This is a genomic window from Lacibacter sp., assembly GCF_057361365.1.
Genome location: NZ_JBMQSG010000006.1, coordinates 149,982 through 167,107 on the forward strand (window position 1 = coordinate 149,982; position 17,126 = coordinate 167,107).

Annotated in this window: 18 protein-coding genes; 9 read left to right on the top strand and 9 right to left on the bottom strand. The window is 40.2% G+C overall.

What is annotated here, in order from left to right:
* Positions 1-2 precede the first annotated feature (2 nt).
* From ACO1QW_RS04015 to ACO1QW_RS04030, 4 genes are all read left to right on the top strand, one after another.
* A complete protein-coding gene (locus ACO1QW_RS04015) occupies positions 3-719 on the top strand; it encodes an SDR family NAD(P)-dependent oxidoreductase (RefSeq protein ID WP_486255918.1) in 717 nt (238 codons plus the stop codon).
* Positions 720-765: 46 nt separating this feature from the next.
* Positions 766-1,692: a hypothetical protein gene (locus ACO1QW_RS04020; RefSeq protein ID WP_486255920.1), complete on the top strand. Its 927-nt coding sequence runs from the start codon at positions 766-768 to the stop codon at positions 1,690-1,692.
* A 257-nt stretch (positions 1,693-1,949) separates the two neighbouring features.
* Positions 1,950-3,290, top strand: a complete 1,341-nt coding sequence (locus ACO1QW_RS04025; RefSeq protein ID WP_486255922.1) for a sensor histidine kinase — start codon at positions 1,950-1,952, stop codon at positions 3,288-3,290.
* 36 nt (positions 3,291-3,326) lie between these two features.
* The gene (locus ACO1QW_RS04030; protein ID WP_486255924.1) at positions 3,327-4,637 is read left to right on the top strand and encodes a bifunctional folylpolyglutamate synthase/dihydrofolate synthase; all 1,311 of its coding nucleotides are present in this window, start codon (positions 3,327-3,329) and stop codon (positions 4,635-4,637) included.
* 76 nt (positions 4,638-4,713) lie between these two features.
* On the opposite strand, the gene ACO1QW_RS04035 is transcribed toward ACO1QW_RS04030, so the two are convergent.
* The 5 genes from ACO1QW_RS04035 to fbp form a co-directional block, all read right to left on the bottom strand.
* Positions 4,714-5,262, bottom strand: coding sequence for an NUDIX hydrolase (locus ACO1QW_RS04035; RefSeq protein ID WP_486255926.1), 549 nt, complete (start codon positions 5,260-5,262; stop codon positions 4,714-4,716).
* An 84-nt stretch (positions 5,263-5,346) separates the two neighbouring features.
* Positions 5,347-5,868, bottom strand: coding sequence for a YfiT family bacillithiol transferase (locus ACO1QW_RS04040; RefSeq protein WP_486255928.1), 522 nt, complete (start codon positions 5,866-5,868; stop codon positions 5,347-5,349).
* A gap of 68 nt (positions 5,869-5,936) precedes the next feature.
* On the bottom strand, positions 5,937-6,692 hold the full coding sequence (bamJ, locus tag ACO1QW_RS04045; protein ID WP_486255929.1) for a BamJ family beta-barrel-assembly machinery protein: 756 nt from the start codon (positions 6,690-6,692) through the stop codon (positions 5,937-5,939).
* Between the two features lie 20 nt (positions 6,693-6,712).
* The gene (locus tag ACO1QW_RS04050) at positions 6,713-7,474 is read right to left on the bottom strand and encodes an ABC transporter ATP-binding protein (RefSeq protein ID WP_486255931.1); all 762 of its coding nucleotides are present in this window, start codon (positions 7,472-7,474) and stop codon (positions 6,713-6,715) included.
* Between the two features lie 53 nt (positions 7,475-7,527).
* Positions 7,528-8,535 (bottom strand): class 1 fructose-bisphosphatase, encoded by a 1,008-nt coding sequence (gene fbp, locus ACO1QW_RS04055; RefSeq protein WP_486255933.1) that lies wholly within the window; start codon positions 8,533-8,535, stop codon positions 7,528-7,530.
* A 200-nt stretch (positions 8,536-8,735) separates the two neighbouring features.
* Here fbp and ACO1QW_RS04060 point away from each other — a divergent pair, with 200 nt between their 5' ends.
* Positions 8,736-9,206, top strand: a complete 471-nt coding sequence (locus ACO1QW_RS04060; protein ID WP_486255935.1) for a DUF456 domain-containing protein — start codon at positions 8,736-8,738, stop codon at positions 9,204-9,206.
* Positions 9,207-9,375: 169 nt separating this feature from the next.
* On the opposite strand, the gene ACO1QW_RS04065 is transcribed toward ACO1QW_RS04060, so the two are convergent.
* On the bottom strand, positions 9,376-9,873 hold the full coding sequence (locus ACO1QW_RS04065; RefSeq protein ID WP_486255936.1) for a GtrA family protein: 498 nt from the start codon (positions 9,871-9,873) through the stop codon (positions 9,376-9,378).
* A gap of 97 nt (positions 9,874-9,970) precedes the next feature.
* Here ACO1QW_RS04065 and ACO1QW_RS04070 point away from each other — a divergent pair, with 97 nt between their 5' ends.
* Together ACO1QW_RS04070 and ACO1QW_RS04075 are read left to right on the top strand one after the other, a co-directional pair.
* A complete protein-coding gene (locus tag ACO1QW_RS04070) occupies positions 9,971-10,663 on the top strand; it encodes a rhodanese-like domain-containing protein (RefSeq protein WP_486255937.1) in 693 nt (230 codons plus the stop codon).
* 25 nt (positions 10,664-10,688) lie between these two features.
* Positions 10,689-11,450, top strand: coding sequence for a class I SAM-dependent methyltransferase (locus ACO1QW_RS04075; protein ID WP_486255939.1), 762 nt, complete (start codon positions 10,689-10,691; stop codon positions 11,448-11,450).
* Between the two features lie 3 nt (positions 11,451-11,453).
* On the opposite strand, the gene ACO1QW_RS04080 is transcribed toward ACO1QW_RS04075, so the two are convergent.
* The gene (locus tag ACO1QW_RS04080; protein ID WP_486255941.1) at positions 11,454-13,433 is read right to left on the bottom strand and encodes an LTA synthase family protein; all 1,980 of its coding nucleotides are present in this window, start codon (positions 13,431-13,433) and stop codon (positions 11,454-11,456) included.
* A gap of 155 nt (positions 13,434-13,588) precedes the next feature.
* Here ACO1QW_RS04080 and ACO1QW_RS04085 point away from each other — a divergent pair, with 155 nt between their 5' ends.
* The gene (locus ACO1QW_RS04085; RefSeq protein WP_486255943.1) at positions 13,589-14,191 is read left to right on the top strand and encodes a phosphatase PAP2 family protein; all 603 of its coding nucleotides are present in this window, start codon (positions 13,589-13,591) and stop codon (positions 14,189-14,191) included.
* A 64-nt stretch (positions 14,192-14,255) separates the two neighbouring features.
* Entirely contained in the window at positions 14,256-15,548 is a 1,293-nt protein-coding gene (locus ACO1QW_RS04090) for a hemolysin family protein (RefSeq protein ID WP_486255945.1), read from the top strand.
* A 5-nt stretch (positions 15,549-15,553) separates the two neighbouring features.
* Here the strand turns inward: ACO1QW_RS04090 and ACO1QW_RS04095 are convergent, their stop codons facing one another.
* Both ACO1QW_RS04095 and ACO1QW_RS04100 read right to left on the bottom strand, forming a co-directional pair.
* Positions 15,554-16,480 (bottom strand): class I SAM-dependent methyltransferase, encoded by a 927-nt coding sequence (locus ACO1QW_RS04095; RefSeq protein WP_486255947.1) that lies wholly within the window; start codon positions 16,478-16,480, stop codon positions 15,554-15,556.
* A gap of 3 nt (positions 16,481-16,483) precedes the next feature.
* Positions 16,484-17,125, bottom strand: a complete 642-nt coding sequence (locus ACO1QW_RS04100) for a hypothetical protein (protein WP_486255949.1) — start codon at positions 17,123-17,125, stop codon at positions 16,484-16,486.
* Position 17,126: the final 1 nt, after the last annotated feature.

The window sequence follows — 17,126 nt, forward strand, 5'->3', positions numbered from 1 at the left end:
TTATGCAAAAAGTGATCATCATCGGCGCAACCTCCGGTATCGGAAGAGCGCTGGCTCTGCGTTATCTGAAAGCCGGTCATTTAGTGGGCATTACCGGCAGACGCACTCACCTGCTCGATGAAATAAAACATAAATATCCGCAGCAAACTTTCACTGCCACATTTGATGTAACAGGTAAAGAAAACATTCTTCACCTTCAGCAGTTAATTGATCAGTTGCAAGGCATGGATCTTTTTATATACAACAGTGGTTATGGCGAAGCAAGTAAGGAACTCGATTGGGAAATGGATAAAAAAACCACACTCATCAACGTAAATGGCTTTGCAGAAACCACCAATTATGCATTTAATTATTTTGTGAGACAAGGACATGGACAAATTGCATCCATATCATCAATAGCTGCATATCGTGGTAACAGTTGGGCACCCGCTTATGGAGCAAGTAAAGCTTACATGAGCAGTTATATGGAAGCTTTGCGCATAAAAGTTTACCGTATGAAATTACCTATTCACATCACCGATATTCAACCGGGCTTTGTTCTTACTGATATGGCCAAAGGCAACAAGTTATTCTGGACGGCGCCTCTCGAAAAAGCCACTACACAAATGATTGCTGCCATCAAAAACAAGAAGCGAAGAGTGCAGGTAACAAAACGTTGGGCGCTGGTTGCATGGGTGTTAAAGTGGCTGCCTTATTCTCTCTACAAGAGAATTGGTTAATCGTCAACTGCTAACATTTTCATAAAAGCTTCACAACTCATATGCAATGTGGCATGGTTTTCCATCGTTAGGGGTAAAAGAGTTAATTTCGATGTATCAAATTTCAACCATGCAGGCAGCAGACACACAGAAAAAATACAAAGCAGCAGCTATCACCTTTGTGGTGCATGCAGTATTGCTGATCTTATTTTTTGTGATCACCATTGCAATGACAGGGCCAACACCTCCGCCTGTTGAAGAAGGCATTGAAGTAAATCTTGGCAACAGTGATATTGGTTTTGGTGATGTGCAACCGCTTATTCCTGATGAGCCTGCTCCCGAAGCTATTCCTGAAACAACCACTACCCCTCCTCAACAACAAATTGCGGCAGCTGTTGAAGAAACAGAAAAAGAATTGAGTGAGCGTGATGATGAAGATGCTCCGGAAGTAAATAAACCTGCTAAAGTAACAAAGCCAACGAAGGTTGTTCCGAAAGACAATCCACCGGTTACAACAACAAAACCGGCAACTACTACCGTTGTAAATCCCAAACCAGCTCCACCCAAACCAAAAGCGGTTTATGGTGGCGGGACAGGTACTGGTGGAAATAATTCAGATCAATATAACAACAGCCGTAACCAGGGTATTGCCGGTGGCACCGGCGACCAGGGTAAAGCTGGTGGAAATCCTAACAGTGATAATTACAATGGTAATGGTGGCAACGGTTCCGGTGGACCAAGAGTAACAAGCGGTAATCGTAAGATTATTAAATATTATTCTTTCGCTGGTGATCTTGAAAAAGCTACCATCTATGCTGTAATTAAAGTGTCGCCGGAAGGTCGTGGTACTTTCGTTCGCATTGGCCCACGTTCAACTTCAGTAAGCCAGGCATACGCAAATGCCATCATTGAATACCTACGCAATATCCAGTTCGATAAAGGAGCCCAGGAATCAACAGTTACTGTTCAGTTCAATTTTAAAGTAAACGATTAAACAAGATATTTTTAATTTTAAAACGCATCGTTTGGTATTACACACGATGCGTTTTCATTTTAAACCGTCTTATACAACCAAAACCCCATTCTTCAACTGTTTCTTTCACTATTCATCACTAAAAAATAAACAGAACATCCGTATCGTATGTTAACTACGTATGTTTATGTTCATAGCCAGCGAAATTCTCCTATCCCAAGTTGACACTGATCAAAACACCACCAGTTATTATCTATTCCCTTTAAAAGCGCAGGATTATGAAAATGGTCAGGTTATCGTTGTTGGTTGATACACTTCGTCGCATTAAAAAAATTGGATACACAGAAGAACTTGATGGTTATGCTGCACGCCGTTTAGGCATATTCAACACACTCAATTTTATTGGACTCATCACGGGCATTGTTATTCCGTTGCTGGCAATTCTCAACAAAGGTTATTTACCGGCCATAGCATGGATCGTTGCCGCATCACCCGCATTCATCAGTTTGGTTGTTTTAATTGCCAACTATTATCGCCGATACAACTTTGCAATGGTCTGGTATTTTATTTTGTACCCTTCTATTACATCGCTTGTATATATGGATAGTATTGATGTGGGTATTGAGCTGTTCTTTATTCTTTACGCTGTTTTTGCTGTGTTCTTTTTGCAGAACCTTCGGTTAATTCTATTAGCAATCAGCTTCTCACTCATCAGTTACTTCGCTGTATTTGTTATTGAGCAGAATTATGAATTTGTAATGAAGGATATCAACTATCCCTTCTATGTATTTAACCACGTACTATCGGTCGCATTAATTTTTATTGGTTTGTTTCTGATCAAGAAAGAAAATAAAGATTACCAAACGGAGATATTGAATAGTAATGAAGAGTTGTATAAATACACCCAGGAAATTGAAAAACAAAAAGAAGAGCTGGCGGAGCTAAACAATCTGAAGTCGAAATTATTTTCTGTAATATCACATGATCTTCGCACACCTCTATACGGGCTGCGTAACCTTTTTAAAAGTGTTGAACAATATGATTTGCCTGCAGAAGAAATAAAAGTATTGATACCTGATGTGGTGAAAGATCTTCATTACACAACCGATTTGATGGAGAACTTACTTCAATGGGCAAAGAGCCAGTTGAAAGGTGAATCACTTTCTCCCCAATTGATCGATATGAACAAACTGATTCACGATGTGCAACAAATCGTTCGCCTGCAAGCTGAAAACAAACAGGTGTATTTGACCACAAAAGCCGACAAACCTGTTTATATCTATGCCGACAAAGAAATGATTGAAGTAGTGCTGCGGAATCTTATCAGCAATGCCATTAAATTCACACCAAAAGAAGGCCAGGTAATTATTGATGTAAAAGAAGATGATGAGCTGATTGAAGTTTTAGTTAGCGATACCGGCACGGGTATGAGTGAGGAAGCGAAAAACAAATTGTTTGGCGATGAACATTTCACAACCAAAGGCACATCCAACGAATCAGGAACCGGCCTTGGCCTAATGATCTGCAAAGAATTTCTCAAGAAAAATGGCGGCGATATACATGTAGAAAGCGAACTTGGCAAAGGAAGTACTTTTGCTTTCACTTTACCTCGTGCATGATTACGAACAAGTGCATGCAACTTCTATCTTTGCTGCATGACATACCTGGAGACAATTGATTATCTCTTTACCCGGCTGCCGATGTTTAGTCGCATAGGAGCTGCTGCCATAAAAAAGGATCTGCATAATACGATTGCCTTGTGCGATGCATTAGATAATCCGCAAAAAAAATTTAAAAGCATTCATATTGCCGGTACCAATGGAAAAGGTTCGGCAAGTCATATGCTGGCGGCTATTTTGCAAACAGCCGGTTATAAAACAGGTTTATATACCTCTCCTCACCTCCATGATTTCAGAGAACGTATTAAAGTGAACGGTGAAATGATCGCCGAACAATACGTAATTGATTTCACTAAACGGGTACAATCATTGATCGATGAAATAGAGCCATCTTTTTTTGAGATCACCGTTGCAATGGCATTTGAATATTTTGCTGATGAAAATATTGACATTGCCGTTATTGAAGTGGGATTGGGAGGACGTTTAGATAGTACCAATATTATTACACCTGAATTATCGGTGATCACAAATATTGGCTGGGATCACATGAACCTACTGGGCGATTCACTTGAAAAAATTGCCGGAGAAAAAGCAGGTATCATTAAACAGCAAATTCCGGTGGTAGTTGGAGAGACAGTGCCTGAAACAAAACCCGTGTTTGTACAAAAAGCAAAGGACATGCAAGCGCCCCTGCATTTTGCTTATGATGAATTTAAAGTAAATGATAAAAAAACAATAGCTCATAAATTGGAAGTTGATGTGGAAGAGCAGAATACAAAAAACAAATTTCATTATACGCTAGATCTTCCCGGAGTTTATCAAACAAAAAATATACTTACTGTACTTTCATCTGTGCGGCAACTGCAGCAACAAGGCTGGAACATTTCAGAAGAACATATACAAACCGCTTTAAGAACAAGCAAACAAATCAATGGCTTGCATGGTCGTTGGGAAATTGTTCATGAAAATCCGACACTAGTAATGGATGTTGGCCACAATGAGGATGGTATAAAACACATTGTGGCTCAACTTAATGAAAGCAGCTACAACAAACTGCACATCATTATCGGTATGGTAAAAGATAAAGAAGTTGAAAAGGTATTAAGCTTGTTACCAACTGATGCACAATATTATTTCACAAAAGCACATATACCAAGAGCTTTACCAGAACCCGATCTTAAATTAAAAGCTGCTGCATTTGATCTTAAAGGAGAAGCATATGAAAACGTAAACGCTGCTATCAGTAAGGCTTTGCAGCATGCAGCAAAAGATGACTTGATCTTAGTTTGCGGAAGTGTGTTTCTTGTTGGGGAAGTTGATGTTCTTGCAATAAGCAATGAGCAATAGACAATTGACAAATCTCTCTACGCAAACTCTGCTTTCTCTTTTCTCTGCGGTAAAAATAATTTCGTCTGAAGTGGCATCAGTATTTCAGTTCACCTAACTTTTCAAATCCAAACAACAATGCTGTGGTGTGCATGCTTTGCATCAGCTTGTTTTCACGAATAAGCTGTTTTACCTCATCTATACTCAACAGATGCACTTCAATATCCTCGCCATCATCTAATTTTTGCTCCGTAACTTTTTCTCCACCGGTGGCAAGATAAGCCCTGAGTAAATTATTATTTGTAGATGGATTGGCTGATGTTTTACAGAGATATTCAATTTTATCAAAACGGTAACCAGTCTCTTCCAGCAACTCTCTTGCAATCGCATCTTCATATGAAGCATCAGAAGCATCAACACAACCGCCAGGCAATTCCATGATCGTTTCGCCCAATGCATGACGGTATTGCCGCACCATGATCACTTTTCCATCTTTTGTAAGTGCCAAAGCAGCCACCCATTCAGGAAATTCATACACATAGTAAGGATCAATGATCTTTCCATCAGGTCGTTCGCACACATCTTCACGCAGCGTAAGCCAATCTCGTTTGAATAAATATTTTGAAGAGATCGTTTTCCAGTTCATGATTTGTTCATTGTTAATAGTTCATTGTTCATAGTGAAACATGCTTAAAGCCATGAACCATCAGCTATGAACCATGAACTATTCTTACCATCCTTTTCTTTCCCTTAACGAAGTAATATGTGCTGCATGATGTTTGCCATGCCATGAATACATGCCCAGCAAATACCAAAGATCAAATTGTTTTTTTGATTGAGAGTGTATATAGGTTCTTTTCCACTGCTCGTCTGTAAGCGTGGAAAATAATGCATACAACTTTGCGTGAATGGTATGAAGCATTGTAAGCGAAACATTCACCGGTAATAAATTGTATTCCGCAGTTTCTGCCCATTTCGTTTCATCATAACCCATTACAGTTGGATTATCTTCCGTAAGTGTAAACTTCAAACGGCTCAATGCATTCAGGTGACTATCGCTTACATGATGCACTACTTGTCTTAAAGTCCACCCACCGTCACGATAAGGAGTAGCCAACTGTGCTTCATCTAAATTTTCGATGGCCTGTTCAAGCAAGCCCGGTAAAAATTTAATATCTGCCAATCGTTCTTCTTTCAATGCTTCACTGAAAGGAGCTGGCTGGTATTCACCAATGGGATAACGTCGATCCATTTGAAAAGCTTTTAGTAGTTAGCTGTTAGCCACTAGCAGCTTATGGCTAGTAGCTAACAGCTTCTTTATTATTTTTTCACTGGTCTTACTTCCAGCAATTCCATATCAAAAATAAGTGTTGCACCTCCGGGGATCATTCCGCTTCCACGCTCACCATACCCGTAATCACTTGGAATAAACAATTGCCACTTGCTGCCAACGGGCATTAATACCAACACTTGTTTCCAGCCATCAACTAATTGATTCAATGGATAAACAATTGGTTCACCACGGCCATACGATTCGTCAAATACATTGCCATCAAGCAAAGTTCCTTTGTAGTGTGCAACGATCGTATCTTCCAATAATGGCTTTGCACCTGTGCCCTGCCTGATGATTTTGTATTGAACACCACTTGGTAACTCAACAACGCCCGGCTGCTTTTTATTTTCAGCAAGGAATTTTTTTCCTTCTTCTTTTGCAGCAGAGTTCTTCTTCGCCATGTACTCCTGTAATTTTTGTTGTATAGTCATATTTGCAGTATTTGCGTCCATTAATGGGTTTGGATTATTTTTCAGCGCATCAGCTATGCCTTTGTTCAATGCCACATAACTCATGTTCTCGATACCTTGCGCCTGCATATTGCCGCCAATGTTTAAACCAATGGCGTAGCTTAAGCTATCGAGCCCGTTACGCAATAAAGGTTTTGCTGCTGCAGGTTTAACCGCTGGCTTTGTTGTTGGTTTTGTGGTAGTGGTTGTTTTTTTAACAGGTGGTTTAGTGCCTTGTGCTGCAGCTGCAATTGCAAAGCATAATGATAAAACTGTTAGAGAAAGAATACGCATGTGATTAAGTGATTAAGAATTTATTCGTCACGCAAAGCATGACCGGTTAAAGAAATAAATACATCTTCTAAATTGGCTGCCTTCATTTGCTTTGGTCGTTCAAAACCTGTTTCGATCAAATGATCAATAAGTTTGGAAGGCGATTCCATTGCAACGATATTACCACTGTCGATGATGGCAACACGGTCGCAAAGATATTCAGCTTCGTCCATGTAATGTGTGGTAATGATCACCGTTGTGCCTCTTGACTGGATATTGCGCACAAGATCCCAAAGATTACGCCTGGCCTGTGGGTCAAGACCAGTTGTTGGTTCATCAAGAAAAACAATCTTTGGTTCATTAATAAGTGTGGTAGCAACAGAAAACCGTTGTTTTTGGCCACCGCTCAACTCTTTAAATTTCGCCTTTGCTTTTTCTTCAAGATTTACTGTTTTCAACAATGCCATAGCATCAAGAGTACGATTATACAAACCACTGAAAAGCTGTATCAATTCAACTAATGTAAGCCCTGGATAGTAACCTGATGTTTGTAATTGTACACCAATGATTTGTTTAATATCGTTGGCCTGCATATCAAGATCAAAACCATTTACACGAACAGTACCGCTTGTTTTTTCACGCAATGTTTCAATGATCTCAAGCGTGGTTGATTTACCTGCACCGTTGGGTCCAAGCAAACCAAATATTTCTCCTTCGTACACATCAAAGCTGATGCCTTTTACTGCTTTGAAACTGCCGTAGTTTTTCACTAAATCCTTAACCACAATAATTTTTTTCTGCATCTTATTTTAGTATGCGTACTTTTTGTGCATGATGTAAAGACTAATTACATCAATTATTTGTAATAAGTTTCTAATTCATCCATCATATTCTTACTTCCAATAAACATTGGTACACGTTGGTGTAGCTCTGTTGGCTGCACATCAAGTATTGGAATTTTTCCGTCTGTTGCTCTGCCACCCGCCACTTCCATTATAAATGCAAACGGATTGCATTCATAGGCCAATCTCAACTTGCCCGCCGGACGATCAATTGTTCCGGGATACATAAAGATGCCGCCTTTGATCAAACTGCGATGCACGTCTGCTACCATGCTACCGATATAACGTTGCGTATATGGACCGCCATTTGATTTATCTTTTTTCTGACAGGCATTGATGTATTCCTGCACTCCTTTTTCATAGCGGAAAAAGTTACCGTGATTTACCGAATAAATATTTCCTGTTGGTGGGCATTTAATATCCGCATGACTCAAACAAAATTCACCGATTGAAGGATCTAATGTAAATCCATTTACGCCTCTCCTGGTTGCATACACCATCATTGTACTGCTGCCATAAACCATATAGCCCGCCGCTACCTGGTTACGTCCTTTTTGCAGAAAATCTTCTTTGGTACAAGGCTTCCCTCTTTCACTCACACGACGATACACACTGAAAATAGTACCAATAGAAATGTTCACATCAATATTGCCACTGCCATCCAACGGATCGAACATCACCACATATTTTGCATTATTGCTGATCTCATCATCAAACACCACAATATCATCCAGCTCTTCACTACCAATACCTGCACAACTAATACCATGCTGCAGCACTTTCATAAACTGGTTGTTTGCAAAAATGTCGAGCTTCTTTACATCTTCACCCTGCACATTCACGCTTCCATGATCACCCAAAATATCTACAAGTCCTGCTTTATTTACTTCCACGTTCACACGTTTTGCAGCAAGACCAAGATCACGAAGCAGGCTACTCAATTCACCCGTTGCCTGTGGAAAGTTGCGTAGCTGTTGAATAGTAAATTCGTCCAGCGTTGATATTCTTCTATCTATACTCATACAGTTATTTTAGCTTAATCGTTAGAACAAAAATAAGGGTTTAAAACAGATGATTGGGTGAGCTGTTTTGCAAATGGCATCGTTCCTTGCGTCGCACACTTTTACTGCAATGCAGCAAGTCATCTAACTGATTTGGAGTGATTCATCTGCCTTCAAATTAACTTCCATAACAATCCCTGAGATGATTTTATCTTTAGTTCATGGAATGGTTATGGATCATCATCGGAGTTATTCTTGCACTTGTAGCAATTGCCGGGAGTGTTCTTCCGCTTATTCCCGGTCCGCCTATTGCTTATGTTGGCCTGCTGTTGCAACAACTTCGTGATGATAAGCCTTTTTCAACGAATTTCCTTTTGATCTGGGCGGCCATAGTTGTGGTATCGCTTATACTCGACTATGTTATTCCTATCTGGGGCACTAAAAAATTCGGAGGAACAAAGTATGGCATTTGGGGTTGTACACTTGGTTTCCTTGCTGCGTTCTGGATGGGACCATGGGGAATTATCATCGGTCCGTTTGTGGGAGCATTTGTTGGTGAAATGATCGCTCAGCAAAATTCAAATGTTGCATTTAAAGCAGCGCTGGGTTCTTTTGTTGGCTTTCTTGCGGGCAGTTTCCTGAAATTAGTGATCTGCTTTTTTATGCTGTATTATATTCTTACGAGTATTTAAAACTACAGCTTCTCATCCCTTCCTTCTCTCCGGTAGAGAGAAGGCGGAGCTTCAGTAAATAAACAAACATATTATCTTCCTCATCAGCTTTATGAATGTCTTCCATCAAAAAAATACAACATTTAATTTGATTGGATGATAAGCGAGGGCTGTGACGAGATGGCTTCCCCTACTGTGGGAAGTCGGATGGGGGCCTAAACGTAAAATACTTCTGCGAAAAATAACTGAATGCCACTACAAAAAACGTTGTGCAGATCTTCGCCAGCGTAGCATACATGTGAAAAGTTTCAATAAATATTTTCAGGAAAAAATAATTCAACACAATAGCGCCTGCCACCACGATCATGTATTTGGGCAACTGTTCACGTTTACGCACCGCACTTCCTTCAAACACCACGTATCTGCTCAGGAAAAAACCAACAGGGAACGTAACAATAAACGACATTAAGAATGCAGCAATATGCGGGCTCACCGTCATAAATGGCGTATGCACCATTTCCTTATTAAGAATAAAATTGTAGCTGATATAAAACAACAGGATATCAAGTACCGTATTTCCGCCACCACATGCTGCGTAACGAAAGGTTTGAATAGGCATGATCTTTTTGAATGGCTTGTAAAACCAGTCGATCACTAAATGAATAAATTCAACTATCGTTTTTATCATTGACGGCGGCAAAGGTAAAGATTTGGCCTTTAGTTTTTGTATCATGCTTTTGAAACGGATAAACGCATATTTGACCGTAGCTTTGCAAAAAAAAGAGATGCGTTTAGGTATTATCGCTTTATTGTTTCTGTTGGTGAGTTGCAGCAGCGGTGCACAAACAGGTAAGGAATTATCAGCCGACCAATTTGAAAAAGATCTGCATCAAGGTGCTGTACAGTTGCTTGATGTGCGTACGGCGAGCGAATACCGTAATGGTCATATAAAAAATGCTCTACAGGCAAACTGGAACGATGAAAAGGTATTTGCTGATCGAACCACCTCACTCGATAAACAGAAACCAGTTTATGTTTATTGTCTCAGTGGCCCACGCAGCAGTGCAGCCGCTCAATGGTTAAGAGCAAAAGGGTTCGAGGTAATGGAGTTACAATCGGGTTTCGCCGGCTGGAAAAGAAATGGCAAGCCGGTTGAAGGCATGCCCGATGTAAAACAAATGAGCTTTGCCGATTATCAACAACAAATTGCGGGTAAAGAATATGTGCTGGTTGATTTTGGCGCCGAATGGTGCCCACCCTGTCGCAAAATGGAGCCGGTTGTAAATGATTTCCTGGCACAGCATAAAGAAATCGCATTTTTAAAAATTGACGGTGGTATTCATACTAACCTCATGAAAGAATTAAATGCGGAGGGTTTACCAACCTTTATTCTTTTAAAAAAGGGTGAAGAAGTGTGGCGTCACAAAGGTGTACTTACACCCGAAGAATTAAACAATATCTGGACGAACAAGAAATAGTAACTTTAAGAGAGAGATAAGAACAATGGAAACACTATTGAACAATCAAACAACATGGTATCGTAACTGGTTTAATTCCCCCTACTATCATCAATTATATTTTCAACGTGACGAACAAGAAGCCGCTGCCTTTATCGATCGGCTTTTATTAAAACTTCATCCTACAGTTGATGCAATGATGTTAGATGTTGCATGCGGTCGTGGACGGCACAGTATTCATCTTGCATCAAAAGGTTACACGGTAACAGGTATTGATATTAGTGAGGATAGCATTATCGAAGCAAAGCAGTTCGAAAATGAAAAGCTGGAATTTTTTGTACATGATATGCGTTTGCCCTTTCGGATGAACTATTACAATTATGCATTTAATTTCTTTACCAGCTTTGGTTTCTTTCGCACACGCCGTGAACATGATAATGCCATTCGCACTATTGCACAATCATTAAAACCCGGCGGCACATTTGTGATCGATTACCTGAATGCGCATTATGTTGAAAACCATTTGCAGTATAAAAGTGAAATTCAGAAAGATGATGTAACTTTTAACATCACCCGCTGGCTTGATGAAACGCATTTTTATAAAAAGATCATCGTGGAAGATGAAGCCAACCTGGAAGAGCCGCTTGAGTTTACGGAAAAAGTAGCCAAATTTTCTTTAGGTGATTTCAACGATATGTTTTCGTTTTATGATCTGCAGGTGCAGGAAGTTTTCGGCGACTATCATTTTGAGCCTTACCATGTAACTAATTCACCAAGGCTGATCATTATTGCGAAGAAGATGAAGTAACAGTTAGGGCTTCACACTCGCCTTCTTGTTATTCAACAACATCCAGCGTGATGATTCGTAAAGCGCAATGGTTTCCACCGCCATTTGTTTTTTGGTATGCTCGTACTTTTCTTGTGATAGCAATGGCGCATTAAAATGCAAAGGAACAAGCGTGTCCTTTTGCAAATTCATATTGAGAATATAGTAGAACTCGTTATTTACCAAGCCGATCTTTGCCTCATCGTGATGAATAATAAAAGCAAAATCTTTCCCTGCAGGTTTACGCAACAGATCACGACCAATAGTGCTATTAGTGTAAGGTTGATTCAATAAACCGGCAATTGTCGGCAACACATCTACCTGGCTTACCACTTCTTTACGCTTTTCAGGTCTTATGAAACCCGGTGCATAAAATAACAACGGCACATGTTCATCGGTCAAACGTTCGTTGGTCCACGCATCAGGATATAAAGCCGTGGCATTCCCTTTCACACCATGATCGCCAATAAACACAAACAGCGTATTGTTGAACCATGGTTGTTGCTTCGCCGATTCCATGAATTGCTGAATACTGTAATCGGTATACAGCAAGGCTTCCATTTCTTTCTGCGAATCAAACCCATATTTTTTCAACTGCAATTCATCAACCTGTTTTGCTGCAACAGCCCCTGTATCTTCTTCAGGTAAAACAAACGGACGGTGATTGTCGGCTGTTTGAATAATGCTGAAAAAAGGAGTTTTTTGTTGCGATAACACTTCGTTGGCTTCCTTAAATAAGTTTTTATCACTTATGCCCCACACATTAAACTTGGGGCTTTTATACATTCCCTCTTCATACAAATGAAGTCCGTTCACATTGTTCACCAACAATCCTTTAAAGTTATTGAATTCACTGTTACCACCAATGAAATAGAACTTCTCATGGTTGCTGAATGAGTTAAGAATAGTATGCTGATCAATGGCTTCAATATTTCTCGTTGAAAATTTACTCAACTGCACATCGGGCACACCACTCAATAAGGCAAACACGCCCCTCGCTGTTCCAAAATGCGGGGAGAAACATCTTTCAAACAACAAGCCTTCATTTGCAAGCTTTTGCAAGTAAGGAGTTGTATTCAACGGGTTTCCACTCAATCCTGTTTTGTACATGCTCAGTGATTCACAAATCACCAGCACAACGTTCATTGGTTTTGCCGGTTCGGCAAAAACTTCCCTACGTTGAAAATTAAGCATCGCCGATTCTTTGGGAAGCTGCAGCAATTCTTTCATTGCATCAAACTGAACCTTTGCACTTCCATCATCAGTAAAAGGTTTGCGGAACCGGAGGGTTGTAAAAAAATTCTCCAAAGGATTTAATGCCAGGTAAGCTTTAAAATTATCACCCAGCTTAAATGCATCTTTCCATGTCAGCGGTTTTGCAGGGTTGCTGCCTGCCACACCAATAATCAAAAGTAACATCATCCACACCGTACGCATTGGTTTAAACGGATGCTGAATGGTATTCACTTTTGAATGGCTACGTTGAAAGAATCGATATAAACCATAGATCACTACCGACAGTACAAGAAATATCCAGAACAACGGGTACGATTGCCACAGCATATTCATCGATATCGTAAAGTCTTCGATAAAATTGAGTGCGCTTGCATTCAGTCTTGTTTCAACATAATCGAAGTGTCCGAAATCGGCACCAAAGAAAAATAAGAGAAAACTACTAACTACCACGAGATATACTATCCAGAAACGTTTAGTTCTGGCCGTTTGAAAGGGTGAAAAGCGGTTAAAACTACCAGCAATGAGCAATGGTGCAAGTAAAATGCACACCCAACGTAAATCAAAACGCATACCCATTAAAAAGGAAGGAACAGCATCGGCAAATGAAACTGCATCGGGACGGAACGCATAAAAGGTGCATACACGCATGATGCTGAACAGCAGCATGAAGAAGATAAACAAGCGCAACACCCAACGGGATGTTGGTGGTAATTGAAAGCGATGACCCATAATTTCCTTAAGCGATGCGCAAAAGTAGAAAGAATTCCTTTGCTGAAAGGTTTATTCCATAAACGGTTTGTTATATTTCCCCTGAGCATTACTATTTATTTTTTACAAAAGTGGCGCACAGGGAATTTTTTCATCATTAATTGTGTATTCGATGAATGAAAAATTTCAGTACGTTTGGCAATACCATGCTTAAGTCAGTCTTACAACTGGACCGTTCCCTTTTCTACTACATCAATAACAGGTGGAGTAATGATGCGTTTGATGCGGTGATGCCCTTTATCCGTAACCAGTATTTGTGGGTGCCGGTTTACCTGTTCTTATTTGTATTTGTGTTTGTCAATTTTCAAAAAAAAGTATGGTGGTGGGTGCTGTTCTTTCTTGCCACCTTTGCGTTAACCGACCTTATCAGTTCTTCGGTTATTAAAGCACTAATTGAACGGCCACGTCCCTGCGTTGATCTTGTTGCATCAGAAACGGTGCGTATGCTCATACCCTGCAGTTATGGTTATAGCTTCGTTTCATCACATGCCGCCAATCATTTCGGTATAGCTATGTTCCTGTTTATGACCATGAAACAATTCAGCAACCGATGGATCTGGATTGTATTTGCATGGGCAGCAATCGTGAGCTTTGCCCAGGTATATGTAGGTGCACATTTCCCTCTCGATGTATTAGGCGGAGGCTTGCTGGGTTTAGTTATTGGTCACAGAACAGCCATTATTTTCAACAAACAATTTGGAGGCCTTCAGGTTAACTGATTGTTGCGTATTTTCATCAAAACGGGCACTTAATCAAAGGATTGTATCTTTGTGCTTTCACGACATGGAAATATTTATACTACTCGTTCTCATTTTTCTCAACAGCTTATTTGTAATTGCTGAGATCACCTTGGTTTCGGCACGCCGTTCCCGCCTTGAAATGTTTGCTTCAAAAGGCAGCAGTAGTGCACGCACAGCGTTGGAACTTGCAGAAAATCCGGAAGTTTTTTTATCGGCGGCCCAAATTGGCATTACACTTATTGCAATTCTTACGGGTGTGTATTCAGGTGAAAAATTTGGAAAAGACCTTGCTCCCGTAATTGCGAATATTTCTTTTTTAAGTGAATATGCCGAAGGCATTGCAACAGGTATTATCGTTGTGATCGTTACGATTCTTTCCATCGTATTAGGCGAACTCATTCCAAAACGTATTGGGTTGATGAATGCAGAAAAAATCGCAATGGCTGTAGCCAAGCCGATGAAGTTTTTTGCAAAAGCAGTTCATCCGCTTGTATGGTTTTTAAACAAAAGCACCAACCTCATTTTTCGTTTATTCAATGTGAAAACAGTTTCGGATAATCATGTAACGGAAGAAGAGATTAAAGCTATTATTAGTGAAGGAACCGAGCAAGGCACTATTGAAGAAGCAGAACAGGAGATCATTGAGCGTGTGTTTCATTTGGGCGACCGAAACATCACTTCGTTAATGACGCATCGCAACGACATAATCTGGTTCGATCTGAACGATAACGAATCCTCCATCAAAGAAAAGATCATCAACCAACCCCACTCCATCTATCCAATTTGTGATGGGGATCTTGATAACATAAAGGGTTTTGTCTCGATTAAAGACATGTATGTGTCTGATGATTTTACTTTATTTAAAGATTTGATGAAGCCCGCCCTTTTTATTCCCGAGAATAACTCGGCTTACCAGGTGCTGGAAAAATTTAAACAAGGAAAGATTCATAGCGCTTTTATCGTTAACGAATACGGAAGTGTTGAAGGAATGATCACACTCAACGATATTCTTGAAGCTATAGTGGGTGATATTGCCGAGCCGCACCAGGACGATTACGAAATTATTAAACGTGACGATGGCAGTTACCTTATTGATGCACAAATCCCTTTCTACAACTTCCTTTCACGCTTCGAAAAAACTGAATGGATGAACGAAGGTGAACAGGAGTTTGATACACTCGCCGGTTTCATTTTGCATGAACTGGAGCGTATTCCTAATGCAGGCGATAAGTTCGACTGGAAAGGATTTACATTCGAAATCATTGACATGGATGGTCACCGAATCGATAAAGTTTTGCTACACGTGCCGGAAGGCGTGGGCGAAGACGATGAGTAATTGACTTAATCTTCCCGTTCAATAATGTAAACAAGTGAACTGCATTGCTCTTTCTTCATGAAGGCATTGATGTTCGACAAAAGACCATTCCAGATTCCTTTTAAGAAAAAGCCTCCTTTATATTTTTCACTGAGCAGTGAAATGTAAATACTATCGAGCCACATACGTTTTGTACCGATTACACGCATACCATGGCGTTTCATGAGCATACGCATAGAGTTGGGAGAGAAATGATAAAGATGGCGGGGTACATCATAGCTTGCCCAAAATTCTTTGTAAATAGCAGCATCTTTACTTTTATAGTTTGGTACAGCAATTATGAGTTTGCCAGTTGGAGCCAGCAATTCTCTCATACGCTCAACATATTCATCTAACTGGTGAACATGTTCAAGCACATGCCACATCGTGATAACGCTGTATGTCTGATCGGGCAACCGAAACAATTCGTCGGAAGGATAAACATCACAATTATATTTCTTGATTGCTTGTTTCCTTGCTTCAGGATCAGGCTCCAAACCCACAACGTTCCATCCTGCCTTTTCCATGGTATGTAAAAAAACTCCTGTTCCACTTCCAATATCCAACAACATTCCTACCTGGCGTTTGGCAGCTTTCTTCACCAGTTTTTCTTTCGACATCATCGTAAAAAAACGTGCGCCATGATAAAGGAGATTGATCAGTCCTTTTTTTGTATTGCTATGTGAAATGTAAGATGATGATTGATAATAGGGAGCGATCTTTTCTTCTGATGGAGCATTCAACGTATATCGCAAACCACACATACCACATTCGGCAATGGTAAATGTTTCACCACTTACAGTATAATCCTTTGCTGTTAATATTGGTTTGATCGATTCATTTTTGCAGACCGGGCAACTAGCATAACTCATCTTCTCAAGATTCATAATTGGGGCAGTTCGTTTCTGGGTCATGGATTATTGAATTTTATGCAATGGCGGCGCCTCGTTCACTTTTAGTTTTTGGTTATTGCCCTGCTTGCTCCATTGCGGTGAATAATTAGCGAAGTACAAAATAGCAATTAAAGCAGACAAGAACAATGCCAGCGCAATCATCCACCAAAGATTGAGGGTTTTCCTTTTACTGGTGCTTAGTATTTCTGTCATCTCCTCGCTTGTTTTTTCCTGTTCACCTACGAGTACGGAATGCGAAGTATTCTTACGTATAACCTTTTCTGCAGTTACGGGATTTCCCTTAACTGTTTCGTAGTGCGAGGAAAATTGTAGCAGTTTCTGTTCATCTCTTGTAAAAGTTCCAAGACCTTTCAACGTCATTTGCCCTTTATCTGCTAACGATCGTTCAAAGTCTGCAGTAAGGTTTTGTTGAAGGTCTTTTGCTTCATCCCTGCTTATCTTTATTTCCTGTTGCAGCCAACTCTCAAAACGTTCATCAGGTGCAGCCACTGTGGAGGGCGAATAATGCAAAATGTATTCAGATGCATACAAAAGGCGATTGGGAAAATCGAGACGTGCGGGCAACTGCTCAACTGAAAAAGTACCGATGCCCTGCAGGGAAACTTTTTTTTGAAAAGAAAGATAACGTACTACCAAATCAACCATG